This is a genomic window from Streptomyces sp. NPDC048361, from assembly GCF_040651795.1.
Lineage (GTDB): Bacteria > Actinomycetota > Actinomycetes > Streptomycetales > Streptomycetaceae > Streptomyces.
Genome location: NZ_JBEZKW010000032.1, coordinates 39081 through 65349, shown reverse-complemented (window position 1 = coordinate 65349; position 26269 = coordinate 39081). Strand labels below are relative to the sequence as shown.

23 protein-coding genes are annotated in these 26269 nt (G+C 72.0%); 15 read left to right on the top strand and 8 right to left on the bottom strand.

Annotated elements, in window-relative coordinates; translation table 11 throughout:
- The first annotated feature begins 23 nt into the window (after window positions 1–23).
- The 3 genes from AB0D31_RS19765 (at window position 24) to AB0D31_RS19755 (ending at window position 3112) form a co-directional block, all read left to right on the top strand.
- Complete coding sequence (locus AB0D31_RS19765; protein WP_362724527.1) at window positions 24–1241, top strand: MFS transporter; 1218 nt, start codon at window positions 24–26, stop codon at window positions 1239–1241.
- Between the two features lie 63 nt (window positions 1242–1304).
- Window positions 1305–2033: a rhomboid family intramembrane serine protease gene (locus AB0D31_RS19760; protein WP_362724524.1), complete on the top strand. Its 729-nt coding sequence runs from the start codon at window positions 1305–1307 to the stop codon at window positions 2031–2033.
- 65 nt (window positions 2034–2098) lie between these two features.
- Window positions 2099–3112 (top strand): SDR family NAD(P)-dependent oxidoreductase, encoded by a 1014-nt coding sequence (locus AB0D31_RS19755; protein ID WP_362724521.1) that lies wholly within the window; start codon window positions 2099–2101, stop codon window positions 3110–3112.
- Window positions 3113–3184: 72 nt separating this feature from the next.
- Here AB0D31_RS19755 and AB0D31_RS19750 read toward each other — a convergent pair whose 3' ends face one another.
- Window positions 3185–4624 (bottom strand): NAD(P)/FAD-dependent oxidoreductase, encoded by a 1440-nt coding sequence (locus tag AB0D31_RS19750; RefSeq protein ID WP_362724518.1) that lies wholly within the window; start codon window positions 4622–4624, stop codon window positions 3185–3187.
- Window positions 4625–4751: 127 nt separating this feature from the next.
- Here AB0D31_RS19750 and trxA point away from each other — a divergent pair, with 127 nt between their 5' ends.
- The 10 genes from trxA to AB0D31_RS19700 all read left to right on the top strand — a co-directional run bounded on the left by trxA (window position 4752) and on the right by AB0D31_RS19700 (window position 16119).
- Window positions 4752–5132 (top strand): thioredoxin, encoded by a 381-nt coding sequence (gene trxA / locus AB0D31_RS19745; protein ID WP_267057658.1) that lies wholly within the window; start codon window positions 4752–4754, stop codon window positions 5130–5132.
- Between the two features lie 377 nt (window positions 5133–5509).
- Entirely contained in the window at window positions 5510–6040 is a 531-nt protein-coding gene (locus tag AB0D31_RS19740; RefSeq protein ID WP_362724515.1) for a hypothetical protein, read from the top strand.
- A 564-nt stretch (window positions 6041–6604) separates the two neighbouring features.
- Window positions 6605–8716 (top strand): hypothetical protein, encoded by a 2112-nt coding sequence (locus AB0D31_RS19735; RefSeq protein WP_362724571.1) that lies wholly within the window; start codon window positions 6605–6607, stop codon window positions 8714–8716.
- A gap of 99 nt (window positions 8717–8815) precedes the next feature.
- Window positions 8816–10366: a GT4 family glycosyltransferase PelF gene (gene pelF, locus AB0D31_RS19730; protein WP_362724513.1), complete on the top strand. Its 1551-nt coding sequence runs from the start codon at window positions 8816–8818 to the stop codon at window positions 10364–10366.
- A complete protein-coding gene (locus tag AB0D31_RS19725) occupies window positions 10363–11751 on the top strand; it encodes a hypothetical protein (RefSeq protein ID WP_362724510.1) in 1389 nt (462 codons plus the stop codon). Before pelF ends, AB0D31_RS19725 begins: the two co-directional genes overlap by 4 nt.
- A 105-nt stretch (window positions 11752–11856) precedes the next feature.
- A complete protein-coding gene (locus tag AB0D31_RS19720) occupies window positions 11857–12858 on the top strand; it encodes an SDR family NAD(P)-dependent oxidoreductase (protein WP_362724507.1) in 1002 nt (333 codons plus the stop codon).
- Window positions 12859–12889: 31 nt separating this feature from the next.
- On the top strand, window positions 12890–13603 hold the full coding sequence (locus tag AB0D31_RS19715; RefSeq protein ID WP_362724504.1) for a sugar phosphate nucleotidyltransferase: 714 nt from the start codon (window positions 12890–12892) through the stop codon (window positions 13601–13603).
- A 7-nt stretch (window positions 13604–13610) separates the two neighbouring features.
- On the top strand, window positions 13611–14519 hold the full coding sequence (locus AB0D31_RS19710) for an NAD(P)-dependent oxidoreductase (protein WP_362724501.1): 909 nt from the start codon (window positions 13611–13613) through the stop codon (window positions 14517–14519).
- A complete protein-coding gene (locus AB0D31_RS19705; protein ID WP_362724499.1) occupies window positions 14519–15178 on the top strand; it encodes a spherulation-specific family 4 protein in 660 nt (219 codons plus the stop codon). The genes AB0D31_RS19710 and AB0D31_RS19705 overlap by 1 nt, the downstream gene beginning before the upstream one ends.
- Window positions 15175–16119: an endo alpha-1,4 polygalactosaminidase gene (locus AB0D31_RS19700; protein ID WP_362724497.1), complete on the top strand. Its 945-nt coding sequence runs from the start codon at window positions 15175–15177 to the stop codon at window positions 16117–16119. The genes AB0D31_RS19705 and AB0D31_RS19700 overlap by 4 nt, the downstream gene beginning before the upstream one ends.
- A 36-nt stretch (window positions 16120–16155) precedes the next feature.
- Here the strand turns inward: AB0D31_RS19700 and AB0D31_RS19695 are convergent, their stop codons facing one another.
- The 5 genes from AB0D31_RS19695 to AB0D31_RS19675 all read right to left on the bottom strand — a co-directional run bounded on the left by AB0D31_RS19695 (window position 16156) and on the right by AB0D31_RS19675 (window position 21693).
- The gene (locus tag AB0D31_RS19695) at window positions 16156–17079 is read right to left on the bottom strand and encodes an AEC family transporter (protein ID WP_362724495.1); all 924 of its coding nucleotides are present in this window, start codon (window positions 17077–17079) and stop codon (window positions 16156–16158) included.
- A gap of 106 nt (window positions 17080–17185) precedes the next feature.
- Window positions 17186–18622 (bottom strand): benzaldehyde dehydrogenase, encoded by a 1437-nt coding sequence (locus AB0D31_RS19690; RefSeq protein ID WP_362724492.1) that lies wholly within the window; start codon window positions 18620–18622, stop codon window positions 17186–17188.
- 221 nt (window positions 18623–18843) lie between these two features.
- Window positions 18844–20028, bottom strand: coding sequence for a thiolase family protein (locus tag AB0D31_RS19685; protein ID WP_362724489.1), 1185 nt, complete (start codon window positions 20026–20028; stop codon window positions 18844–18846).
- A 145-nt stretch (window positions 20029–20173) separates the two neighbouring features.
- Complete coding sequence (locus AB0D31_RS19680) at window positions 20174–20473, bottom strand: hypothetical protein (protein ID WP_362724486.1); 300 nt, start codon at window positions 20471–20473, stop codon at window positions 20174–20176.
- A 197-nt stretch (window positions 20474–20670) separates the two neighbouring features.
- Window positions 20671–21693, bottom strand: a complete 1023-nt coding sequence (locus AB0D31_RS19675; RefSeq protein WP_362724483.1) for a LacI family DNA-binding transcriptional regulator — start codon at window positions 21691–21693, stop codon at window positions 20671–20673.
- A gap of 354 nt (window positions 21694–22047) precedes the next feature.
- Between AB0D31_RS19675 and AB0D31_RS19670 the strand changes: the two genes are divergently transcribed.
- A complete protein-coding gene (locus tag AB0D31_RS19670) occupies window positions 22048–23190 on the top strand; it encodes an MFS transporter (RefSeq protein ID WP_362724481.1) in 1143 nt (380 codons plus the stop codon).
- Between the two features lie 111 nt (window positions 23191–23301).
- Window positions 23302–24012 carry an alpha/beta hydrolase gene (locus AB0D31_RS19665; RefSeq protein ID WP_362724478.1) on the top strand — a complete coding sequence of 237 codons (711 nt, stop codon included), beginning with the start codon at window positions 23302–23304 and terminating at the stop codon, window positions 24010–24012.
- 147 nt (window positions 24013–24159) lie between these two features.
- Here AB0D31_RS19665 and AB0D31_RS19660 read toward each other — a convergent pair whose 3' ends face one another.
- The gene (locus tag AB0D31_RS19660; RefSeq protein ID WP_362724476.1) at window positions 24160–24798 is read right to left on the bottom strand and encodes a cysteine hydrolase family protein; all 639 of its coding nucleotides are present in this window, start codon (window positions 24796–24798) and stop codon (window positions 24160–24162) included.
- A gap of 410 nt (window positions 24799–25208) precedes the next feature.
- On the bottom strand, window positions 25209–26201 hold the full coding sequence (locus AB0D31_RS19655; RefSeq protein ID WP_362724474.1) for a DJ-1/PfpI family protein: 993 nt from the start codon (window positions 26199–26201) through the stop codon (window positions 25209–25211).
- Window positions 26202–26269 lie beyond the last annotated feature (68 nt).

Genomic DNA, 26269 nt, shown 5'->3' with positions numbered 1-26269 from the left:
CGCGCCCATCGAGACTCCACGCCATGCCGACCTATCAAGTGCTCGTCCGCACGCCGGAGTTCACACCGCTCCTCGCCGTCTCCGCCCTCCAGGTGGCCGCTTCGACGGCGAGCGGCCTGGCGCTCGCCACGCTGGTCTATACCGCCACCGCCTCGCCGTTCCTGGCCGCGCTCAGCATGTTCGGTGGCTGCTTCACCCAGGTGGTCGGGGCGGTCCTGTTGCTGTCGGCGGCCGATCGGCTTCCGCCGCGCGGTGCGACAGCCGTGCTCGCCCTGTCCTTCGCCGTGAGCACCGCCCTGCTCGCCGTGCCGGGGCTGCCCCTCGGTGCGGTGTTCGCCGTCCTGCTCTGCCAGGGTCTTGCCGCCTCGGTGGGCGGCGGGGTGCGGTACGGGCTGCTCGGGGAGATCCTGCCGAAGGAGCACTATCTGCTGGGCCGTTCGGTGTTCAACATGAGCGCCGGCGCCGTGCAGATCGGCAGCTTCGCCCTGGGTGGCGTCCTGGTCGGCGCGCTCACCCCGCGCGGCACCCTGCTGGCGGCCGCCGCCCTGTACGCGGCGGCCGCGGCGGTCGCACTTCTGGGGCTTTCCCGCCGGGAGCCGCGGACGTCGGGACGCGCCTCGGTTGCCGAGACCTGGCGCGTCAACTCCCGTCTGTGGAGGTCGCGTTCACGTCGGCTGCTGTATTTGGAGCTGTGGGTCCCGAGCGGTCTGATCGTGGGGTGCGAATCGCTCTTCGTGCCGTACGCTCCGGGCCGGGCGGCCGAGCTCTTCGCGGCCTCGGCCGTCGGCATGCTGGCCGGCGACACCGTCGTGGGGCGGTTCCTGGGCGCGCGACTGCGGCGCCGGCTCACCGTTCCGCTCCTGCTGCTGCTCGCGGCCCCCTATCCGCTGCTCGCCCTGCGCCCGCCCCTGCCGGTCGCCGCCGTGGCCCTGGTGCTCGGCTCCGCCGGTTACGGGGCCGGCCTGCTTCAGCAGGAGCGGCTCATGGCGCTGGTCCCGGACGAGCTGGTGGGCCAGGCTCTGGGGCTGCACTCCTGCGGCATGCTCGCCTGCCAGGGCCTGGGTGCCGCGCTGGCCGGCGCGGTCGCGCAGCACGGATCGGCCGGAACGGCGATGGCGGTCATGGCGTCGGCATCGGTCGCCGTCACGCTCGCCCTTGCGGTGGGATCAGGCCGAATTCGACAACCCCGCCCGGGCGTTGAGCGGCAATGCCGCACATCGCAGCGGGTGTTCGAGGGGTGAGGGGGCGTGGCCGATACCGCGTGGTGATGTCGGGACAGGACGGTCACGGGGTAGATAAGGATCATGACCGACCATATTGTCTCGCCCGCTCTGTACGTCGTGATGATCGTCCTGGTCATGAAGGTCATGGACGGTCTGCCCCAGCACAGGTTCAGCCGGCGCCGACCACCATGGGTGGCGATCGTCCTGTGGCTCATCGTGGCGATCCCCTCGCTGCTCCAGTTCGCCTTCCCGGTGATCTACGACGTGCTGCACCGCGACTCGGACCAGATCATCGATCACGGCCAGTGGTGGCGGGCGTACACCTCGTTCATGGTGCAGGACGGCGGGGTCGGCGGCACCGCGTTCAATCTGTTCATCCTGGCCCTGTTCGGCTTCGCCGCCGAACGGGTGTGGGGCACGCGCATGATGGCGGCGTTGGTGCCGGCGCTCATGCTGGTGTTCAGCGTCGACACGTTCCTCGTCCGCGGGCCGCCCGGAGGCGGGAACTCCGGCCTGACCTTCCGCCTCGCCACCAGCATCGTCGGTCTCGCCCTGCTCACCCGGCCCTGCCGTCGCAACTGGCTGCTGGCCGCCGCGGTCGTCGTCGACGGCGCCGTCCTGCTGCTGATCGGTGACGGCCACGGCGAGCCCATGATCACCGGCATCGTCGCGGGTCTGATCGCCGCCCTCGTCCAGCGCCGCCGGCCGCGTGTGTGGCGGCCCGTCGCGGACGACCCGACCGCCGTGCGGCCGCGCTCCGCCGAACCCGTGCGGAGCGCGGAGCCGGAGGGTGATCTCGGCAGCGGCTGACGCCATGGGCCGTACGCGGGAACGGAGTTGACTGAGAGCGCACTCCAGCTCGTAGCGTCGGCGTCATGACTTCTTCGCGACAGCACACCCCTCAGCGCAGGACCGGCGCCGGCTTCGGGGCCCGGAGCACCACGTCCGACGTCCTCGCGGGGATCGACCTGACCGGCAAGCTCGCCGTCGTCACCGGGGGCTACTCGGGCATCGGCCTGGAGACGACCCGCGCGCTCGCCGGGGCCGGCGCCCGCGTCGTGGTCCCCGCCAGGCGGCTCGACGTGGCGGAAGCGGCCGTGGCGGAGCTGCCCGGCGTGGAGGTCGAGGCCCTCGACCTGTCCGACCTCGACAGCGTCAGCGCGTTCGCCGGCCGTTTCCTCGCCTCGGGCCGTGGCATCGACGTCCTGATCAACAGCGCTGGTGTCATGGCCTGCCCCGAGACCCGGGTGGGGCCGGGCTGGGAAGCCCAGTTCGCCACCAACCACCTCGGCCACTTCGCCCTGGTCAACCGCTTGTGGCCGGCGCTCACCGCGGACGGCGGAGCCCGGGTCGCCGCGGTCTCCTCCCGCGGGCACCAGCTCTGCGCGATCCGCTGGGACGACCCGCACTTCGACAAGGGCTACGACAAGTGGCAGGCGTACGGCCAGGCGAAGACCGCCAACGCGCTGTTCGCCCTGCACCTGGACGTCCTCGGCCGGGACGAAGGAGTGCGGGCGTTCTCGCTGCACCCCGGGGAGATCAACACCGCGCTCGTGCGCCATGTCTCCGACGAGGAGCGGATCGCGGCGGGCTGGGTCGACGCCGAGGGGACCTGGTCCCTCGACTTCAAGACCCCGCAGCAGGGCGCCGCCACCCAGGTGTGGGCGGCGACCTCCCCGCGCCTCGCGGACCTCGGCGGCGTCTACTGCGAGGACTGCGACATCGCGGAGCCCGCCGGGCCCGCGGCGCCGAGCACGGCCGCCGAGGGCGAGCTCGACCACTCCGTCCTCACCAGCGGCGTCAGCCCGCACGCGAGCGACCCCGCGCAGGCCGCCCGGCTGTGGACGCTGTCGGCCGAGCTCACCGGGGTCGACGCGTTCGCGGTGTAGCCGCCGGGGCACGGCGCCATCCGCCGCGCGCGCCCGGTACGGCGCCGGGGCCCGGAGCCGTCCCACCGCGCCTCAGCCCCGGTACGTCTCCAGGAGCCGCAGCCACACCTCACTGATCGTCGGGTACGAGGGGACCGCGTGCCACAGGCGCTCCAGCGGGACCTCGCCCGCGATGGCGACCGTCGCGGAGTGGATCAGTTCGCCCACGCCGGGTCCGACGAAGGTGACGCCGAGCAGGACGCCCCGGTCCTCGTCGACGACCATCCGGGCCATGCCCCGGTAGCCGTCGGCGTACAGGCCCGCGCCCGCGACCCCGCTCATGTCGTAGTCGACGGCCCGCACGCGGCGGCCGGTGGCCTGCGCCTCGGCGAGGGTGAGTCCGGCCGACGCGGCCTCCGGGTCGGTGAAGACCACCTGGGGAACGGCGGCGTGGTCGGCGGTCGCGGCGTGCGCGCCCCAGGGGTCGCTCTCCAGGACCGGGGTGCCGGCGGCGCGGGCGGCGATGGCCGCGCCGGAGATCCTGGCCTGGTACTTGCCCTGGTGGGTCAGGAGGGCGCGGTGGTTGACATCGCCCACCGCGTACAGCCAGTCGCTGCCCTCGACACGGCAGGAGTCGTCGACCGGCAGCCACGAGCCGGGGTCGAGCCCGATGGTGTCCAGGCCGATGTCGTCCGTGCGGGGGGCGCGGCCGGTGGCGAAGAGGATCTCTTCGGCCTCCAGACGCTCATCGCCCTGGGGCCCGCGCAGCGAGACCATCACGGCGCCGGTCGCCGTGTTGCGTACGACGTCCGTGACGGAGGTGTGTGTACGCACCTCCGCGCCGGCCTCGCGCAGCGCGTCGGCGACCAGCTCGCCGGCAAAGGGCTCCATCTTCTCCAGGAGGCCCCCGCCGCGCACCAGGACGGTGACGCGGGCGCCGAGCGCCTGCCAGGCGGTGGCCATTTCGACGGCCACCACTCCCCCGCCGACCACCACCAGACGCTCCGGCACCCGCTGGGCGCTGGTGGCCTCCCGGCTGGTCCACGGCTTCACATCGGCCAGGCCCGGCAGGTCGGGCAGCTGGGCGCGACTGCCGGTGCACACGGCCACGGCGTGCCGGGCGGTGAGCACGTGGTGCTCGCCGTCGGGGCTCGTGACGCTGACCTTGCGGGTGCCGTACAGGCGGCCGTGGCCACGGTAGAGGTGGACGCCGATGCCGTCGAGCCACTCGACCTGGCCGTCGTCCTTCCAGTGCGAGGTGTACTCGTCCCGGTGGGCGAGGACGGCCTCAGCGTCCAGCGGGCCCTGCACCGACTGGCGCAGCCCCGGCACCCTGCGCGCCTCGGCGCGGGCGACGACCGGGCGCAGCAGCGCCTTGCTGGGCATGCAGGCCCAGTACGAGCACTCGCCGCCGACCAGCTCGCTCTCCACCACCGCACAGCTCAGGCCGGCCGCCCGTACCCGGTCCGCCACGTTCTCGCCGACCGGGCCCGCGCCCAGGACGACCACGTCGTATTCCTCTGCTTCCGTCATGAGGCCCAGTCTGGTGTGCGGTGTACTCCGTGGCCACAGGGGCACCCGCCAAGGAAGGAATACCGCGGCGGAGCACGCGGTTGTGCGAGGCGGCCCCACCCCCGCGGGCCGGGAAGAGGTACAGGTAATGGCGACTGTCGAACTGACCAAGGACAACTTCGACTCGGTCGTGTCCGGCAACGGATTCGTGCTGATCGACTTCTGGGCTTCCTGGTGCGGCCCGTGCCGGCAGTTCGCCCCGGTGTACGACGCCGCGTCCGAGCGCCACGAGGACCTGGTCTTCGCGAAGGTCGACACGGAGGCGCAGCAGGAGCTGGCGCAGGCCTTCGACATCCGGTCGATCCCCACGCTGATGATCGTCCGCGACAACGTGGCGGTCTTCTCCCAGCCGGGCGCGCTGCCCGAGGCGGCCCTGGAGGACGTCATCGGCCAGGCCCGCGCGCTGGACATGGACGAGGTGCGCAAGTCGGTCGAGGCCGAGCAGCAGAAGGCCGAGCAGCAGAAGTAGCCGAGTAACAGAAGTAGGCGTCCCAAGGGCGGCGGACGGCGCGTCGCGCGTCCCGCAGACGTCCACGCGGCCCCTTCCCCACCCCGGGAAGGGCCCCGCACATGCCCACGCGGCCCCCTCCCCGCCCCGGGAGGGGGCCGTTGTCGTGGCGGGGCGGAATGCGCCATTACCGGTAGCCACAGCCGGGGGCGGTTATCGGTCAGTTGTTCGTGCCGGGGTGGTGGGGACGACTCTCCGGGCTGCACGAGCCGTGCGGTCATGATGCCAACGGGCGCCAATCCACGGCTCGTTCACGTCCACAGGGTTCGAGCCAGTAAACCTCCACACTGTGGCGATGCGGCGGACGTAGCGTGGTGTTCCTCCTACTCTCCGTCCTCATGCGAATCACACACCTGAGGCGTTTCAGCCTCGCCGCGGCCCTCGCTTCCTCCCTCGCCCTGTTCGGCGTGAGCCAGTCCGCAAGCGCCGACACCCCCGATGTGAGTTTCAGCGCCGACCAGCCGGCGGCGACGCCCGGCGGCACGGTCAATCTGAGCATGACGTTCACCAACAACCAGACGACCGACGTGTGGTTCGTCTACCAGTCGGTCCAGCCCACGTGGGCGACGACCCAGCGCCCCGACCTCAAGTACTCGCTCGCCTCGTGTACCGGCCAGGGCGTGACCTGCACCGGGACCGGCACGACCACGATCGGTGTGAACTACTCCGTGCCGGTCGCCCCGGGCACCAGCCGCACCGTCACCATCCCGGTGCAGGTGGCGGCGGACTCCGGCTGCAACGGCAACATAGCGTTCTACTCGTACGTCTACTACGAGTACAACGACAGCCAGAGCCACAAGGACGGCGTCTTCAACTCCCCGACCATGCGGGTCAACTGCGCCACTCCCGCCCCGGCCGGCACGCGCTAGCTCACGCGCGGCCGCCCGCGACGGCGGCCCACGATCACCGGTCGGCCCATCCCCCCGGGTCGGCCGGTTTCGTATGTCCGGAAACAGTCGGCCAGGGTCCAGAATCGCGTGAATGTTTCGCTCGCGTGGCCGAAAACCGGATACGTCCCGGATCGCCTGGTTGTCTGGACCATTGATGGTTTGCGCCCGCGTGCGCCCCCTGCCCGGAAAGCGTTTGCCGCGCGGGGCGACTTCGACTTTCCGGGCCCGGCGCGTCTCGGGGCGCTCACCGATCGGCGCTCCCCAAGGGTCGTGCACCGCCCTGCGCCCCATCACGACGGACACAATTTTTCGTCATGTTTCACAGTAGCCACTCAAAAACTCCTCGAAGACCCGCACTATGTGACCCGATAGTGCGGAACGGCGCGCCCTCCTCATCGGGGCGCGGCCGTTGCGCCGTGGGCGGGGTCCGGGCTGGCAGGGGAGAGCCGAACGGACCTCCAGGGGAGGGGACTTCACCGCGTGAAGCGGAACACACAGCGCAGACGCACCATCGGCCTCGCCGTTGGCACCGTGCTGCTCGCCATGGGTTTGCCGGCCACGTCGGCGTATTCGGCCACGCCCGCGCCCCGCATCGACCTCAGGGTCCTCGTGGTGTCGGACGGCGGGCCGGCCACCGCGGCCCTCACGGCCGAACTCGACGGCGAGGGCACCCCGTACACCGTGGTGGACCTGAGGCAGTCGGGACGTCCGGTGATCGACGCGGCGTTCCTCGCGGACACCGTGAACGGCGGGCCCCGGGCCAAGTTCCAGGCCGTGGTGCTGCCGAACGACAACCCCTTCCCGGCGGGCTCGGCGGAGATGACCGCGCTCTCCGCGTACGAGAAGACCTATGCGATACCCCAGGTCGACGCCTACACCTACGCGCGTCCCCAGGTAGGTCTCCAGCCCGCCGCCGGCAGCGGCTACAGCGGCTCGGTGGACGGTCTCAAGGCCCAGGTGACCGCGGCCGGGCTCGGCGCCGGCCCGTTCGGCTACCTCAACGGCAGCGTTCCCTTCGAGGACAACTCGCCCTCGGTGAGCGAGAGTTACGCCTTCCTCGCCCAGCCCGCCGCGGGCGCGGACTTCACCACCTATGTCGAGGCCCCGATCCCCGGCAGGACCGGCAACGGCAGCCTCGTCGGCGAGTACCGCCACGACGGGCGCCGCGAACTGGTCGTCACCTTCGCGTACAACCAGTACCAGGAGCAGTTCAAGCTCCTCGCCCGGGGCATCGTCGACTGGATGACGCAGAACGTACGCCTCGGCGCCTCGCGGAACTACTTCGCGGTCCATGTGGACGATGTGTTCGCCGGCGACGACCGCTGGGACGCCACCCTCAACTGCACGCCGGGCGACGTGGACTGCCCGCCGGGGCAGGGCGTCGAGGACTCGATCCGGATGACCCCGGCGGACGTGCAGAACGCCGCCGCATGGGAGAAGTCCCGCGGCTTCACGCTCGACCTCGCCTACAACGGCGGCGGCAGCGTCGAGTACCGCGAGAACCACGACGGGGCCGACGAGCTCGCCGACCAGTTCGTCGCGGACAAGGACGACTTCCGCTGGATCAACCACACCTACGACCACGCGTTCCTCGGCTGTGAGCAGGACGTCACAGTCGTCCCGTGGAAGTGTGTGACCAACCCGAACGGCTCCACCAAGTATGTGAGCCAGTCCGAGATATCCAAGGAGATATCGGACAACCAGCAGTGGGCGCAGGGGGTCGGACTGCCCACCGAACCCGATGAGTTGATCACCGGCGAGCACTCCGGGATGAAGCTCCTGCCGCAGCAGCCGCAGGACAACCCGTATCTGGCGCCCGCACTGAGCACCAACCACATCGACTGGCTCGGCGCCGACATGTCGCGCGACCCCGAGCAGCGTCAGGTCGGCCCCGCGCTCACCGTCGCCCGCTACCCCATCAACATCTTCTACAACGCGGGCCACGTCGCCGAGCAGGTCGACGAGTACAACTGGATCTACACCAGCCGCGCCCAGGGCGGCAGCGGTCTCTGCGACGACCTGCCCAACACCACGTGTCTGCCGGCGCCACTCGATCCGGCCACCGGCTACTCCGGGTACATCGTGCCGCTGGAGACGCAGACCGCTCTCGGCCATGTTCTGGGCAACGACCCCAGGCCGCACTTCATCCACCAGTCCAACCTCGCCGAGGACCGCATCGGCTATCCCGTCCTCGACGGGGTGCTCGACCAGTACAAGACCCTGTACGCGGCCAGCGCGCCGCTGGTGAACCTGCGGATGAAGGACATCGGCGCCGAGCTGCGCGACCGGGGCGCCTGGAACACCGCGGTCAAGGCCGGCCAGGTCACCGCGTACCGGATCGGCGCCGGCGTGACCGTGCAGGCGCCCACGGGCGTGACCGTCACCGCGACGATGCCGACGGGCACCCAGCAGGTCCTGACCGGCGGCACCACGGCGTTCGGTCAGGCCTACGCCGGCAGCGTCTCGGGCTGGGTGTCGCCGCAGTCGGGGCAGAGCAGCGTCGCCCTGGCCCTCGCCCCGGCCTCCCTCACGACACTGGCGCCGCAGTCCCACCCCTCGTCGTCCGCCGATCGCTCGAAACCGTCGAGCGCACCGCGTACGCCGGTCCCCGCCGGTGTCACCAAGCCGGTTCCCTACAGCGCCGCGCGGCGCTGACGCCGGTCCTTCACCACCCCTGAGCTCGCCGCCGTCGCGGCGGCGGGCCGCCGGGCCTACTTCACCACCCACCGCTCTCTTCAGCCGCGGAGCGCACGCATGCACGTACCACACCGCGCGCCGCGCTCCGGCGCTGCGCGGGTCACCTTGCTCACCGAGGGCACCTACCCGCACAGCCACGGCGGAGTGAGCGTCTGGTGCGACCAGCTCGTCACCGGAATGCCCGACATCGATTTCGACATCATCGCGGTGACCGGCACCGGACGCGAAGCCGCCGTCTGGGACCTCCCGCCGCACGCCTCCGAGGCCGTATCGGTCCCCATGTGGGGCCCTGCGCCCGGCGGTTCGGCCCCGCGCGGCCGACAGGAACGGCGCCTCATGACGGCGTACGAACGCTTTCTCACCGCCCTGCTCGACCCGTCGCAGGAGGACGGGTTCGGGCCGGCTCTCTACGAGTTGGCCCGGGCCGCACGGGACGGGCAGCTCAGCCCCGCCCTCCGCGGCGACGCGGCGATACGGGTCATGACCGAGGTGTGGAACCGGCCGGGGCTCGCCGTGCGCGAGGCCCGGCCCACCCTGCACGACGCGGTCACCGCCACCGGGCTCCTGGAGCACGCGCTGCGGCCGCTCGCCGCGACCCCGCCGAGCCAGGGCGTGTCCCACGCCGTCAGCGGCGGAGTCGCCGTGCTCCCGGGCCTCGCCGCCGCCGAACTGCACGGCGTGCCCCTGCTGTTGACCGAGCATGGGGTCTATCTGCGCGAGCGCTACCTCGGGTACCGGACCGCACCGTACCGCTGGCCGGTCAAGGCGGTGCTGCTCGGATTCTTCCGGCTGCTCGCCGAGGAAACGTACCGGCGGGCCGCGCTGATCACGCCGGGCAACCAGTACAACCGGCTGTGGGAGGAGCAGGGCGGGGCCGATCCCCAGCTCATACGCACCGTCTACAACGGGGTCGACCCGGCGGCGTTCCCGCCCGCCGGACCGGAACCCGCCGCACCGACGCTGAGCTGGGCCGGACGCGTCGACCCCATCAAGGACCTGGAGACCCTCATCCGCGCCTTCGCCAAGGTGCGCGCCGAACTCCCCGCGGCGACCCTGCGGCTGTTCGGCGGCACCCCGCGCGGCGGTGAGGCCTACCGCGAGCGCTGCGAGGCGCTCGCCGACTCCCTCGGCCAGGGAGACGCGGTCACCTTTGAGGGCCGTGTCGAGGACATCAGGGACGCCTACGCCGCGGGCAACGTGGTGATGCTCTCCAGCATCAGCGAAGGCTTCCCGTTCACCCTCATCGAGGCGATGAGCTGCGGCCGTGCCACCGTCTCCACGGATGTGGGCGGGGTGCGCGAGGCGGTCGGCGAGACCGGTCTCGTGGTGCCGCCGCGCGATCCGGACGCGATGGCGGCGGCCGCGCTTGAACTCCTGGGCGACCCGGTGCGGCGCGCGGCGATGGGGGAAGCGGCACGGCTGCGCGTGGTCGAGCAGTTCACACTGCGCCAGACCGTCGACACCTTCCGCGCGATCTATCTCGAACTGTCCGTACGCGGCGGACTCGTCCCCGCGCGACGGCGGAACGACAGCGCGGACGCCACCATGGCGCTGCGCCTGGTCGCGGCCGGTGCGCCCACCGACGAGCCGATCCGGGTGGCGGGGTGAGCGGGCCCATCCGTCTGGAGCCGCCCGACGGCCGCGAGGACACGCTGATGCTCCGGCTCGCCAGAGAGTCCACGATGACGCTGCGCCTGCCGGGGCGGCGCGCCGCGCGCTGGGGCAAGGACGCCGCGATCGACCGGCTCGCGGCTCAGCTCGCCGAGCAGATAGGTCCGGCGGTGCACGCCTACGAGGTGGCGGCGGTGCTCGAATCGGAGGGCCTGACGGCCCAGCAGATCGCGGACGAGTACGGGCACGGCAATCTCTTCTCGCTCGCGGAGGACCTGTACACGCGGGTGCCGCGCAGCTTCCCCGAGCCGGCCGCGGCCGCCGATCCCTGGAAGCCGGATCCGGTGCGCTGCGGGCTGCGCGGCGCCCTGTTCGCGCTGCCCGGCCTCGCCTATCCGCTGACGGCCCGGCTGTGGCAGAGCGACCGGGCGATACTCGCGCTGGTCGTGGCGGGCCTGGTTTCGTGGGCCTGGGGTCAGGGCCTCGGTCACCGCGCCTACTTGCGGATGGCCTCGGGCCGGGCCGAGGCGGCCCGCACCCTGCGGGCCGGCGCCCCGCTCGGTGCGCTGCTCGCCTTCGGCACGGGCCTGGCGATCGTGGGGCCCAGCCCGGCCGCGTTCTTCGTGGCCGGCCAGTCCTGCTATCTCGCGGCCGCCGGAATCCTGCTCGTGCTGGCCCGCGAACGGCTCCTGCTGGGGGCGCTCACCCCACTGATGGCGGGGGCTGCGGCGCTGCCGTTCCAGGAGCCGGGCGTACCGCTGCGGATCGGGATCAGCGTGCTCACGCTGGCCCTGGTGGTCGCGGCCGTCGTGCACTGCCTGCGGGGGACGCTGAAGCTTCCCGCGGCGGCGGCGCCGGTCACCCCGCGGCTCGTGGCGTCGCTCCCCTACGGCCTGTTCGGGCTGGCCGCCGGCGTGCTCGTGGCCTTCGCGGGGCAGCGCCATCCGCTCGCGGTGATCGCCCTCACGCTCAGCATGGGCCCCGCCGAATGGCTGCTCTACCGCTACCGGGGCCTGTCGGTCGCGGCGCTGCGGGCGACGGCCACCCCGGCCGCGTTCCGGTGGCGCTCGGCCGCCGTGTTCGGAGGCTGTCTCTTCGTCTATCTGCTCCCGCTGTTCCCGGCGGCGCTGCTCACCGGCGCCCAGCCCGCGCCGCTGCTCGCGCTCGCCGCGCTGCTCTGGACGGCTCTGCTGCTCCAGGCGTTCGGCATCGCCTGGTTGCCGGCCGGTGTGAGCCTGGCGGCGGCGGCCGGGGTCGCATCGGCGAGCTTCCTGGCACCGGTGCCGGGAGCGCTCACCGAGTACCTCTGCTGTACCGCCGCGGCCCTGGTCCTGATGGGCAGCACCCTGCATCTGCTCGGGCGGCCGACCGCGCACTCCTGACCCACGCACCACGGCTCCGTCCGGCGCACCAGTCGCACCGCGAGCCTCACAGACCGCACCTGAATGATCACCGAACGTGCCGAACCACCTTGAGAGGAGCGGCAGTTGACCTCCGCACCGCTTGTCGCCGTCACCGGAGCCGAAGGCTTCATCGGCTCCCACCTCACCGAGGCCCTCGTCGCCTCGGGCCACCGCGTGCGCGCGATGGCCCAGTACAACTCCTTCTCGTCCTACGGCTGGCTGGAGACGCTGTCCTCGGACGTCCTCGACCAGGTCGACGTCGTCCTCGGCGACGTGCGCGACCCGGGCTCTGTGCGCGGCCTGGTCGAAGGGGCCGAAGCCGTCTACCACTTGGCGGCGCTGATCGCGATCCCGTACTCCTACCAGGCCCCGCACAGCTATGTGGACACCAACGTCACGGGCACCCTCAACGTCCTGGAGGCGGTCCGCGCCCTGGGGACGCCGCGCCTGGTGCACACCTCGACCAGCGAAACGTACGGCACCGCGCAGACCGTGCCCATCACCGAGGACCACCCCATCAACACCCAGTCCCCGTACGCTGCTTCGAAGGCGGGCGGGGACCGGCTCGCGGACAGCTACTACGCGAGTTTCGGCACACCGGTGGTGACGCTGCGCCCGTTCAACACCTACGGGCCGCGCCAGTCGATGCGTGCGGTGATCCCCACCGTCATCGGCCAGGTCGCGTCGGGATCGCGCACGATCACGCTCGGCGATCTGCGTCCGACCCGCGACTTCACCTTCGCCGCGGACACCGCCAGGGCCTTCCTCGCCGTGGGCACCGCGCCCGCCGAGCGGGTGGTGGGGCGGACGTTCAACGCCGGGACCGGAACCGAGATATCGGTCGGAGACCTGGTGCGGCTCATCGGCAAGGTGATGGGCGCCGAGCTCGACGTCCGCGAGGACGAGCAGCGCATCAGACCGGCCAACTCCGAAGTGATGCGTCTGGTGGCGGACGCGAGCCGGCTCACCGAAGCCACCGGCTGGCAGCCGGGGTTCGGCCTGGAGTCGGGCCTTGAGCAGACTGCGGACTTCTTCCGCGACCCGGGCAACCTCGCGCGCTACAAGACCGGCATCTACAACATCTGACCCCGCGGTCCCCACTCTCAGGGAGGCTCCCATGCACGTAGTGATACTCGCCGGAGGCAAGGGCGTCCGGCTGCGGCCGTACACCACGGCGCTGCCCAAGCCGCTCGTCCCGATCGGCGACCAGCACGCGATCCTGGAGATCGTGCTGCGCCAGCTCGCGGCCTCCGGGTTCACCAGCTGCACCATCGCCATCGGTCACCTGGGCCAGATCATCCGGGCCTATGTGGGCGACGGTGAACGCTGGGGTCTGAAGGTCGACTACAGCACCGAGGAGAGCCCGCTCGGTACCATCGGTCCGCTGCTCACCATGCGCGACCGGCTCCCGGAGTCCTTCCTCGTCATGAACGGGGACATCCTCACGGACCTCGACTACGCGGACGTACTCACCCGGCACCGGGCCAGCGGCGCGCCGCTGACCATCGCCACCTACGCCCGCAAGGTGCACATCGACTTCGGCGTACTGACCACCGAGGACACCAAGGTGGTGGGCTTCACCGAGAAGCCCAGCATGGACTACCGGGTCTCGATGGGGGTGTACGGGCTGTCGCTCGACACCCTGGCCGCCTACACCGCGGGCCTGCCGCTGGGCTTCGACGAGCTGGTCCTCGACCTGCTCAAAACCGAAACCCCGCCGCACGCCTACCCGTTCGAGGGCTACTGGCTCGACATAGGGCGCCCGGACGACTACGACCGGGCGAACGCCGAGTTCACCACCCACCGTTCCCTGTTGCTCAAGGGGGCCTGACCGTCCCATGCGCATCCTCGTACTGGGTCACAGTGGCTACCTGGGCGGCCATGTCGCCCGGGAGCTGCGCGCCCTGCCCGGCGTGCAGTTCATGAGCGGAGGGCGGGAGGCCTCGGCCGGTCTGGCCGTGGACCTCGCCACCGTCACGCCGGGACCGCTCGCCGAGCGGCTCTTCGCGCTCGCCCCCGACGCCGTCGTCAACTGCGCGGGGGCGGTCGGCCCGCAGCCCGTTACGTTGGCCGAGGTCAACGTACGGGCGCCCGCCGTGCTGTGTGCGGCGCTGCGCGAGGCCGCGCCGCACGCGCGGCTCGTCCACCTCGGTTCGGCCGCCGAGTACGGGCCGGCCGGCATCGGGGAGCGCGTCACCGAGCAGTCGGCGGCGCGCCCCACCACGCTGTACGGCGCGACCAAACTGGCGGGCACGGTGGCCGTCACCTCGTCGGGTCTGGACGCGGTGGTGCTGCGGATCACCAACCCGGTCGGCCCGGGCGCACCGGCCGCGGGGCTGCCGGGCCGGCTCGCGCGACAACTGCGCGGCCTGGAACCGGACGCCGTGGTGCGGCTCGGTGACCTCTCCGCACACCGCGACTTCGTCGACGTGCGCGACGTCGCGCACGCCGCGGTGCTCGCGGCAACGGGCAGCACCCGGCTGCCTCCCGTGCTCAACATCGCGTCCGGGCAGGCCGTTCCGGTACGGGAGTTGGTGCGGGAGCTGGTTCGCGTGGCCGGGTTCCAGGGCCGGATCGAGGAGGACGCCGAAGGCTCGGCGCGCTCCGCGGACGTGCCGTGGCAGTGTTCCGACCCCACGGCGGCGCGCACCGCGCTCGGCTGGTCTGCCCGGCATTCGCTCGCCGATTCGGTGTCCGCGCTGTGGTCGGCCGTGAGCGCCGAGCCCGACCGGGAACCGGTGCACTGATGTTGCTGGTTCCGCTCTATGTCCACCCCGCCGAGGACCCGGCCGCCTGGCAGCGGCTCGCCGAGGCGGCGGCCGGTCTCTACGGGGTGGTGCTCAACGCGGCGGACGGGCCGGGCGAGTTCCCCGACTCGGCGTTCACGGGACCGGTCGAGGCGCTGCGCGCGGCCGGTGTGCGGGTGCTCGGCTATGTCGATCTCGACTATGGCGCCCGTCCGTCGGACGCCGTGGTGCGGGACATCGAGCGCCACCGCGAGTGGTACGGCACGGACGGTTTCTTCCTGGACCGCGCTCCCGCCGACCGGACCGGGCTGCCGTTCGTGCGCGGGGTCGCCCGGGCCGCGCGGCGGGCGGGCGGGACGAGCCTGGTGCTCAACCCCGGCGTGCACCCCGCGCCCGGATATCTGAAGGTCGCCGATCTGATCGTCACCTTCGAGGGACACTGGTCGACGTATGTGTCCACCTTCACCAGGCCCGCCTGGGCCGACCGGCAGCCGCCGGAGCGCCTGTGCCATCTGGTGTACGGCGTGCCCGACGCGTTTCTCGCGCTCGCCCTGCGCACAGCAGGTGAGCGCGGCGCGGGGGTGTGCTGTGTGGTCGGGCGCGAGTTGCCCAATCCGTGGGCGGCGCTGCCGCCCGTGCTGACCGGAAAGACACCATGAACCGCACCCCGGCCCGTACGTGGACTGCGCTCGTGTCCGCCGTCGTCGCCCTGTTGCTTCTCGCCACGGCCTGCTCGTCCGGCTCGTCGGACGACGACGCGGACGGCCCGGACGAGCCCACGCCGACGACGAGCGCGCCCGCCCCTTCCCACTCCGCCGCGCCCGGCTCCCCTTCGCCCGGATCCAGCGCCTCGCGGTCGCCCGGTTCCCCGTCCCCTTCGGGGAGCGGCCCGGCCAGGGCGAAGGTCTGGCAGCCCCGGCCCGGCACCGCCTGGCAGTGGCAGCTCAACGGCCGGGTCGACGAGGGTCCCGATGTGCCGGTGTACGACATCGACGGCTTCGAGAACACCGCGGCCGACGTCGCCAGGCTGCACAGCCAGGGCCGCAAGGCGATCTGCTACATCAACGCCGGCGCCTGGGAGAACTTCCGGCCCGACAAGGAGGACTTCCCGGCCGCGGTGCGGGGCGAGAACAACGGGTGGGACGGCGAGCGGTGGCTCGACATCCGGCGCATCGACGTACTGCGGCCTTTGATGGAGCGCCGCTTCGACATGTGCAAGGAGAAGGGGTTCGACGGGGTCGAGCCGGATCTCATGGACGGCTACATCAACAAGACGGGCTTTCCGCTCACGGCCGCCGACCAGCTCGCGTACAACCGCATGCTCTCCACCATCGCGCATGCGCGGGGTCTGGCGGTGGGGCTGAAGAACGATCTGCAGCAGATCCCGGAGCTGGTGGGCGTCTTCGAGTTCGCGGTCAACGAGCAGTGTGCGCAGTACGACGAGTGTGCCCTGCTCACGCCGTTCGTGCAGGCCGACAAGGCGGTGTTCCACGTCGAGTACGAGCTGCCCGCCAAGGACTTCTGTGCCGAGTCCGACAAGCTGGGGCTCTCCTCGATGCGCAAGAACCTCAAGCTGGACGTGTGGCGCCAGCCCTGCTGACCGGCGGGTCCCGGCCGTGCTCCGCCAGACACCCCCTCAGCCGAGGAGGACCGCGATCAGGGAGAGGGACGCCATGGAGAGCAGCGTCGACAGCAGCACGGTGTCCCGGGGCAGCGCGGTGTCGAGCCGGTACTCGGAGGCGAAGATGAACGCGTTCTGCGCCGTGGGCAGCCCGGAGCAGAGCACCACCGCGAACAGCTCGTGCCCGTCGAGCCCGAACACCCACCTTCCCAGGACGTAGGCGAGCATCGGCTGGACGGCGGTCTTCAAGGTGACGAGCAGGGCGCGTTCGGCCCGCTCCCCGGGGTCGGCCGCGGTCCGTGTGGTCAGTGACATGCCGAGCGCGAACAGGGCTGCGGGGACGGCGCCGCCGCCGAGGATGGTGAGCGGAGAGCTCACCTCGTCGGGCAGTTTCCAGCCGAGGGCGGCGACGGCCACACCCGCGATCGAGGCGCCCACCACCGGGTTGCGGACGGGGAGTTGGAGGATGCGCAGCCAGGGCCGGTCCGTGTCACGGCGTACGTCGAGCTCTATGAGCACCAGGATCACCGGCGTGATGAACAGCATCTGGAAGAGCGCGGCCGCCACGATGAACGATGTGTCGTGCAGGACGTGGACGGCGACCGGGATGCCGAGGTTGGCGGAGTTCACATAGGAGGCGGCCATCGCGCCGATCGCCTGCTCGGCCTTCTTGCGCCGGTAGAGCCGTGCGCTGGCGACGAGCCCCGCGGCGAACACCGCGACCAGGGCCACGGCGAACACCGCGACGCCGGGCTTGGCGAGCTCGCCGGGCCGTGACTTGGCCATCGTCAGGAACAGCAGCGAGGGCATGGCGAAGGTGAACGCGAAGCGGCCCAGGGCGTGTTGGGCCTGGTCGCCCAGGAGGTTGAACCGTCCGGCGGCCCAGCCCAATGCGGTGATGATCCAGATGGGCAGGAAACCGGAGACGACCGAGTGCACGGCCCCAGGATGCCCGACCGGTGTCCGCTGCCCGCGACCGGGGTCGTGGGCCGTCCGGACCGGGAGCGAGGGCCAGGGGCCTGACCGGAGGGGGTGGCCGTGGTGATCAGAAGGGGTGGTCCGCGGGTTCGCGGCGCACGGTGGTCCAGCGCAGTTCGGTGAAGGCGTCCAGGTTGGCCGCGCCACCGAAGCGGGCGCCGGTCCCGGACGCCGCGACCCCGCCGAAGGGTGCCACGGCCTCGTCGTTGACGGTCTGGTCGTTGATGTGGACGATGCCGGTCGGGATGCGGTCGGCGAGTTCGAGCCCCAGCGCGGTGTCGCGGGTGACGATGCCGAGCGAGAGACCGTACGGCCCTGCGGCGGCCAGGGCCGCGGCCTCGTCCACGGTGGCGAAGGAGCGTACCGGCGCGACCGGTCCGAAGACCTCTTCGGTGTAGGCGGGGGTGTGGTCGTCGACGTCGGCGAGGACGGTGGGGCGGTAGTAGAGGTCCCGGTGGGTGCCGCCGGCGGCCAGGCGTGCGCCGCGCGCCGTGCTGGACTCCACCAGGTCCTTAATCTTGGCGAGTTGGGCGTTGTCGATGACCGGCCCGAGGTGGACCTGTTCGCGGTAGGGGTCGCCGACGGCCAGCGCGTCGGCCTTGGCCGCGAGCCGCTCGACGTACTCCTCGTACAGGGAGGTGTGCACGAGGTGGCGGCCGGTGGTCATGCAGATCTGGCCCTGGTGGAAGAAGGAACCCCAGGTGGCCTGGGCGACGGCGCCCTCGATGTCCGCGTCGGCGAGCACGACGAGCGCCGAGTTGCCGCCCAACTCCAGGTGCGCGCGCTTGAGTTGGCGTCCTGCGGCCTCGCCGACGCGGCGGCCGGCGGCGGTCGATCCGGTGAACGAGACGACGGGGATCAGCGGGTCGGCGACGAGCGCCTGCCCGGTCTCCGCGCCGCCCGGCAGGATGTGCAGCAGCCCTTCGGGCAGCCCCGCCTCGGCGAAGACCGCGCCGAGCGCGAGCCCACCGCACACGGCGGTACGCGGATCGGGCTTGAGCAGGACCGCGTTGCCGAGGGCGAGCGCGGGGGCCACGGAACGGATGGAGAGGATGAGCGGGGCGTTGAACGGGGCTATCACCGCGGTCACTCCGACCGGCACCCTGCGGGTGTAGGAGAGCCGCGGCTGCTCGCTCGGCAGCACCTCGCCGAGCGGCCGGGAGGCGAGGGCCGCCGCCTCGTAGCACTCCTGGGCGGCCACATGCAGCTCGAAGTCGGCCTTGCCCGGCACCGACCCGGACTCGCGGACCAGCCAGGTGCGCAGCTCGTCGGCATGCTGGGCGAAGAGGTCGCCGGCCCGGCGCAGGACCGCCGCGCGCGCGAAGTGCGGGGTGCCCGCCCAGGCGGTCTGCGCCGCCGCGGCGCACCGGGCGGCGGCGGTGACGTCCTGCTCCGCGGCGAGGGTCACGAAACCGAGTGAGTCCCCGGTGGCGGGCTCCACGACCTCCCGTTCGCCCCCGAGGAGCGGGGTGGGCTGCCACGTCTTGGGGTCGAGCAGGGTCATGAAGCCACTCCAGTCACGGTGTCGTCCGGGTGCCGCCCCGGGGGTCTTCCCTACGGCGCACGGCAGGTCGGCCCCAGGGGGCTTCCTCACGGCGCACAGGAGGCCGCCCCAGGGGTCTTCCTCATGGCGCACAGTAGTCGGAGCGGTCGCGCACGCACTCCGGCGGGGCCTGAGGGCGCAGTCGGCCCCGGGCCCTCATCTCCCGTACGGCATACGCCTGTTCAGCGTTCCAGGACGAGGGCGAGGCCCTGGCCCACGCCGATGCACAGGGCCGCGAGACCGGTGCCGGAGCCGGCGGCGGCGAGCTGGTGGGCGACGGCCCCGGCGAGCCGGGCACCGGAGGCGCCCAGCGGGTGGCCGATGGCGATGGCGCCGCCGCGCGGGTTGACCACGGCGGGGTCGAGGCCGGGCCACGAGGCGAGGCAGCCGAGGGCCTGGGCGGCGAACGCCTCGTTCAGCTCGAAGGTGGTGAGGTCGGAGAAGTCCCGGCCCGCCTTGGCGAGCGCCGTGCGGACGGCCTCGACGGGGCCCAGTCCGAAGAGCTGGGGTTCGATGCCGGTCACGGCGGAACTGCGGATGCGGGCCAGCGGCTCGCGGCCGGTGGCGCGCAGCCCCTCCTCGTCGACGAGGAGCAGAGCCGCGGCGCCGTCGTTGAGCGGGGACGCGTTGCCCGCGGTCACCGAACCGTCCGCGCGGAAGGCCGGCTTGAGGCGGGCGAGCGCCTCCAGGGTGGAGGACTCGCGGATGCACTCGTCCCGCGCCAGGTCGACGCCGTCGTACGGGACGACCTCGCCGTCGTAGAGGCCCTTGGCCCAGGCCTCGGCGGCCTTGCGGTGGCTGTCGAGCGCGAACGCGTCCTGCTGTTCGCGGCTGATGCCGTGCTTGTCGGCGATCAGCTCGGCGCCCTCGCCGAGTGCGACGGTCCACTCGGCGGGCATCCTCGGGTTGGTCATACGCCAGCCGAGGGTGGTCGAGTACATCTGCTGGTGGCCGGCGGGAAAGGCACGCTCGGGCTTCTGGACCACGAAGGGAGCGCGGGACATCGACTCGACGCCGCCCGCCACCGCGATCGAGGCGTCTCCGACGGCGATGGCGCGCGCCGCCTGGATCACGGCTTCGAGGCCGGAGCCGCAGAGCCGGTTGACGGTGACGCCGGGCACCGAGACGGGAAGCCCGGCGAGCAGCACCGCCATGCGGGCGACGTCCCGGTTGTCCTCGCCCGCGCCGTTCGCGTCACCGAAGTACACATCGTCGATACGGGCGGGGTCGAGCTCCGGGGCGCGGTCCACCAGCGCCTTGACCACATGCGCGGCGAGGTCGTCGGGGCGCACGGAGGCGAGCGCACCTCCGAACTTGCCGATCGGGGTGCGGACGGCGTCGACGATGTACACGTCGCGGATGCTCATCGGGTCTCTCCCACGGATCTCTTCACCGCTGCGAGGCCGCCGCGTGGCGCGCCCTGTTCGCCCAGTGAAGTGATGTTCATGAATGGTCGCGCCCGAGTCTCTGCTCCCCGCCGCCCGCTGTCAACGGCCCCCGGAACGAACGGGTTCAGGCGCGCGCGGACCCCGGCACCTCCCGGACCACGGTGGTCAGGCCGATGTCGAGTTCGGATCCGTCGACGAGCAGCGCCTCCACCGCGTGCGTGGCGGAGTCGATCTCGGCCTCGATGCCGTGCCCCGCGTAGCGCGGGTAGCCCGAGACGCCCGTCTCGCCGGTCGCCTCGACGACGGCGGACCGTACGGCACTGTCCTCGACCGAGGCACTCCCCCGGTCCTCGACGTGTTGGGGCACGAGGAGGATCTCGAAGCGCCGGGGATGACGGCTCGCGTAGTTCGGTTGGTGGCTCATGCTTCGACGCTAGACAGGTGGGGCGCCGATCGCACGCCGTCCCACGCACCAATATCCCCGACGGCGAGAAAGCTGGCCGGCAGGTCGGCCGTCGGCAGGTCGGCGGTCGGCCAGTCGGCGGTCGGCAGGTCGGCGGTCGGCCAGACCGATGGCCGGCCAGGTCGGTGGCCGGCCAGGTCGGGGGGCCGGTGGGCGGTTCAGCTCGATTCGCGCGGCAGCGCCCGGGCGCCCATCAGATCGTGGCGCTCGGGCGCGCCGTCGGGGTCACGCACCACCCGGTCGACCAGTTCGGCCAGGTGGCGGCCGGTCACCATCTCGACGTGGACGGTGCTGAGGCGGGGGCGCAGCAGCCGGCCGAGGAGAAGGTCGTCGGCGCCGATCACGGCCGTTTCACCGGGGACATCGATGTCAGCGTCCTGGAGAGCGCGCATCAGGAGCATCGCGTACTCGTCGTTGTAGGCGAACACCGCGTCCAGGCCCAACTCCCGCCAGCGGCCCGCGAGTTCGGCCGCCGATTCCTCCGTGTAGGCCATCGCCACGGGCTCGACGGCGGCGTCGGTGCCGTGCACGGCCTTGCGGGCGCCGGCCAGGCGCGGCTTGGAGAAGAGTTCGAGGCCGGGTTCGGCGGGCATCAGTACGCCGATGCGCCGCCGGCCCCGCTCGCGGAGGTGGGCGACGGCGCTCTCGCCGATCTCGCGCTGGTCCATGACGAGCGCGTGGGCGCCCTCGACGCGCTGGGGGCCCAGGGTGATGACCGCACGGGCGCCGGAGCGCTTGAGGAGCTGGACGCCCTGCGGGGTGAGCTCGATCTCGCCCAGGGAGACCACGGCGACGGGCCGCAGCTCGGCCCACGCACGGGCCGCGTCGTCCGCGCCGAGGCCCAGGCTTCCGTACTGGACGACGGTGTAGTCGAGCCGGCGCAGCTCCCACTGGAGCTCGTTGAAGAACCGGCTGTAGAGCGGCCCCACCGGGATGTGCGCGGTGGGCAGCAGCACGATCCGGGTGTGCCCCGCGCGCAGGCTGCGGGCCGCGGCGTGCGGTACGTACCCCAGTTCCTCGGCAGCGGCGCGGACCTTGATCCGGGTGGGCTCGCTGATCCGTACGGCCGAGGTGTTGTTGAGCACGTAGCTGACGGTCGCCCGGGAGACCCCTGCCAGGCGGGCCACATCGGCGCTGGTCGGGACGGGACGTTCGGCGGGCTGCTTGGGTGTCTGGCTCATCGCGATCGGCATCTTTCCAGACGGGTACGGGCCGAGGTCTAGCGGATGGCGTGAATTCGATGCTACACAGTGGTTACACGAGTAACTAACACGTGTCACCAGCACTTCGGACGATGTCCTGCGCGTGGTGCCACGTGGTGCCGTGACGCGCTCCCGCACCCCGGATCAGCGCGTTCCGGCAGGCGGGAACGGCGTACCGCACCCGCTTGTGCACACCCTCGTCCGCCTCATCCCCTCTGGGAGGGCAGCGCGGCTCTTTCGTCCCCGGGTACCGGCATACCCGTACCCGTCACCGCTCCGGTCCCCCGGCCCGCACGCGGGCTGCTGCCGCTGCTCCTGCTCGGCAACACCGCGATGTACGCGCTCTACATCGGGGTGCCCGGTGTGCTGCTCGCCCTGCAGATCGAGCACATCGACGCCGCGCACAAGGTCGCCGACTTCGGTCTCGTCTCAGGTGTCTCCGCGATCTTCGCGACCGTGTTCAATCCCGTGGCGGGCGCGCTCTCGGACCGCTCGGGGCGCCGCAATCCCTGGATCCTGGGCGGCGGAGTGCTGGCCCTGCCCGTGATGTTCCTGCTGGGCACGGTCCATACGATCGCGTTGGTCACCATCGTGTGGTGCCTGGGCCAGGCCGTCCTCAACGTGTACCAGGCCGCCCTCACCTCGGTCGTGCCCGACCGCGTGCCGATGGCCGCGCGAGGAAAGGCGTCGGCCGCGGTCGGGCTGGGGCTGCCGTTCGGGTCCGTCGTGGGTGCTCTGCTCGGCGCCGCCTTCTCGGACCACTACCGCACCGGCTATCTGGTCTTCGGCGCGCTCATCGCGGCCGCCGCGGTGGTCTTCACGGCGGCCACCCGGGAGGAGCACCGCCCGGCCAAGGCTCCGCTGCCCTTCGCGAGACAGCTGGCGGCGTTCACCGGAGCGCTGCGCGACCACGACTTCCGCTGGGCGTTCATCGGCCGGGCGCTGCTCGTGCTCGGTTACTTCTCGGTGGCCGGATATCAGCTCTACATCCTCCAGGACCACACCCGGCTGCCGTCCGGGCTCTCGCCCGAGCACGCCGTGGCGATCCTCATGCCGGTCAACGCGGTCGCGATGGTGGTCTCGACCGTCCTCGGCGGCTGGCTCTCCGACCGTTACGACCGGCGCAAGCTGTTCGTCGGGGCGTCGGCGGCTCTCTCCGCCGCGGCCCTGGTCATCCCGGCCGTGTCGGCGGGCTGGACCGCGATGATCGTGTTCTCGGTCGTCAACGGCCTCGGCTTCGGCTGCTACATGGCGGTCGACACCGCGCTGGTCACCCTGGTCCTGCCGAAGGCGGAGGACGCCGCCCGCGACATGGGCGTCCTGAACGTGGCCAACGCAGGCCCACAGATCGTCGCCCCGTTCGCGGCTTCGCTGATCGTGTCGCTCAGCGGCGGCTACACCGCGCTGTTCCTGGCGGGAGCGGCACTCTCGATCGTGGGCGCGCTGGCGGTGCGCCCGATCGGATCCGTGCGCTGAGCTCGCCAACACCTTCGGCCCCGGGCCGGGCCCCAGCCTGACCGTGGCGTCCACCCCGGGGTCGCGCACACCCCCTGTCCGACAGCACCACCCGTTCCGAAAGGCATCACCGTGCAGCTCAACACCCGCACCTGGGGCGACGGCGACCGCGTCGCACTCCTTATCCACGGGATCATGGCCGACCACCGCACCTGGCGGAAGGTCGGCCCCGCGCTCGCCGACCGGGGCTACCGCGTCATCGCGGTGGACCTGCGTGGCCACGGGGCGAGCGGACGCGGCGAGTACACCGCCGACCTCTTCGCCGACGATCTCGTGGAAACCCTCCCGGCCGACGCCGAGTTGGCGATCGGCCACTCTCTCGGCGGGCTCTCCCTGTCGCTCGCCGCCGAACGGCTGCGGCCGTCCCGCGCCGTGTACTCGGACCCGGCATGGGCCGTCAACTCGCCGCAGGGCGAGGCGAGTTCCCAGAGCATCAGCCCGGACCTGTTCGCCCAGTTCAAGTCGGCGACCCGGGAGATGGTCGCGGGACTCAACCCACGCTGGGAGGACGAGGACGTCGACATCGAGTTGGAGACCTTGAAGGTCTGGGACGAGAACACCGCGTACGGCCTGGCCGCGATGTTCGGCGCGGATCTGGCCCCCGCGAAGGCCGTCGTGCCCTCGCTCGTCCAGTTCGCCGACGCCAGCTTCCTGTACGACGCCGCCGAGGCGGCCCGCCTCCGGGAGCGTGGCTTCGAGGTCCGTACGGTCAGGGGCGCGGGGCACACCATCCACCGTGATGACTTCGAGGGGTTCATGGCCTCGCTCGACGGGTGGATCTGACGTACGGCTACCGGTGCGGGGTCGGGGCGGGGACGGGCGGCAGGGTGTCGGCCCCGCGCCGCCCGGCCCCGTTTCCGACCCTGGGCCCCCATGGCCGACCCCGGGACCATTTCCGGCCCCGGGGTTCGGTCAGGCCGCGGGGCCCGGTCAGGCCGGGAGGGCGTCGACTGTCGGGACGACGGTGCCGAACAGGTCGGTGATCATGGTGAGTGCGGCCTGCTGGAGCGCCGCGGCGGGCAGCACGGTGCCGTCCGGGGCGGCGAGCGACCGGGTGGCGGTGGCCTCCGCGACGACCGTGGGCCGGTAGCCGAGGTTGAAGGCGCCCTGGGTCGTGTAGTTGACGCACATGTGGGTCATGAACCCGGCGATGACCAGCTCCTTTCCGCTGCCCGGGGCGGCCCCGAGCTCGGTGAGAACCTTCTCGAGCTCCGTCTGGTGGAAGGAGTTGGGGAAGTGCTTCACCACGACCGGCTCACCCTCCCTCGGGGCCACCTCGTCACTGAGGGCGCCGATGTGGGCGCGAATGTCGTACGGAGTGTTCTCCCCGCCGTCGTGAATGATGTGCACGACCGGGGTGCCCGCGGTGCGGGCCCGCTCCAGCAGCCGTGCCCCGGCCGCAAGCGCCTCCTCGACGCCGTCCAAGGCCATCACGCCGGTTCGGTAGGTGTTCTGGATGTCGATCAGGATCAGGACGGACTGGCTCAGCTTGGCCGGCTGATCGTCGAGGCCGACCACCTCGCGCAGGGGGGCGGAGGGGCGGGTCTGGGAGGGCTGCTGGGTGTTCATCGGGTGCCTTTCGTAAGGGAGTTGGTGCGGAGCGGAGGGGTTCGGGGGCATGGGCGCGCCCCGCCGTGCGGGCATGGCGAAGCCGTCCGGTTCGGCTCGGTTCGGTTCGGCTCGGTTCGGCTCGGCTCGGTTCGGTTCCGCTCGGTTCGGTTCGGTTCGGCTCGGTTCGGCTCGGCTCGGTTCGGCTCGGTTCCGCTCGGTACGGCTCGGTTCGGTTCGGCTCGGTTCGGCTCGGCTCGGTTCGGTTCGGCTCGGTTCGGCTCGGCTCGGTTCGGCTCGGTTCGGGCACGGCGAAGCCCTCGGGCTCGATTCCTCGATTCGGGGACAGCCGGCGGGGGCGCGGGGTGGGCGGCCGCGCTGGGCGCGCGCCGCAGCGAGAGGTAGGGGTCGGGCGGGGGAAAGGGCAGGGGTCAGGCGCCCGGGGTGCGGAAGCGGCGGCGATAGGCGGCGGGGGTGGTGGCGAGTTGGCGCCGGAAGGCCCGGTGCAGGGTCTCGACCGAGCCGAGCCCGGCTTCGCCCGCGACCTCGCCGAGCGCGCAGTCGGTGGTTTCGAGGAGCCGCCGGGCTGCCTCGACCCGGGCCGCCTCGATGTAGGCGGCGGGGCCCGCGCCGGTCTCCTGCTTGAAGACGCGGGCGAAGTGCCGTTCGCTCAGGCACATGCGCGCGGCGAGCGTCTGCGCCGACAGCTCGTCCCGCAGGTGGTCGGCGATCCACAGACGCAGCTCGTCGATGTCGCGCCGGGAGGTGGCGGGCCGGCTGAGCGGTACGGAGAACTGGCTCTGCCCACCCTGCCGTCGCAGGTACATCACCAGGTTCCGCGCCACCGCCAGGGCGACCTCCTCGCCCTGGTCCTCGGCGACGAGCGCGAGCGCGAGGTCGAGGCAGGCGCTGATCCCGGCACCGGTCCACATACGCCCCTGGTCGGTGCGGACGAAGATCGGGTCGGGGTCGACGGTGACGGCCGGGTGATCGGCGGCGAGTTGGGCGGCGGTCGACCAGTGGGTGGTCGCCGTCCGCCCGTCCAGCAGACCGGCCGCGGCCAGGACGTGCGCGCCGACGCACACCGACGCCACCCGCCGGGCGTGCGGGGCGGTCTCCTTCACCCAGGCCACGACGGCCTGGTCGACGCGGGCGACGGGCCCGTCGTCCGTCAGGTCGACCGCGCCGGGCACCAGCAGGGTGTCCACCCGCGCACCGACCTCCGCGAACGACAGGTCGGTCACCAGCCGCACACCCGCCGAGGTACGCACCTCGCCTCCATCGAGTCCGGCGAGCCGTACCTCGTATCCGGCACGGCCCGCGGTCTCCCGGTTGGCCAGGGAGAAGACCTCGGCCGGTCCGGTGACGTCGAGGAGGTCGACATCGGGGAAGACCGCGATGACGACCCGGTGCGAAGTGGGCATGGCCCCATCTTCACCGGCCTGCCCGATGGCCGCAATGACGATTCCCTGTCACATCCGGACACGGGCAC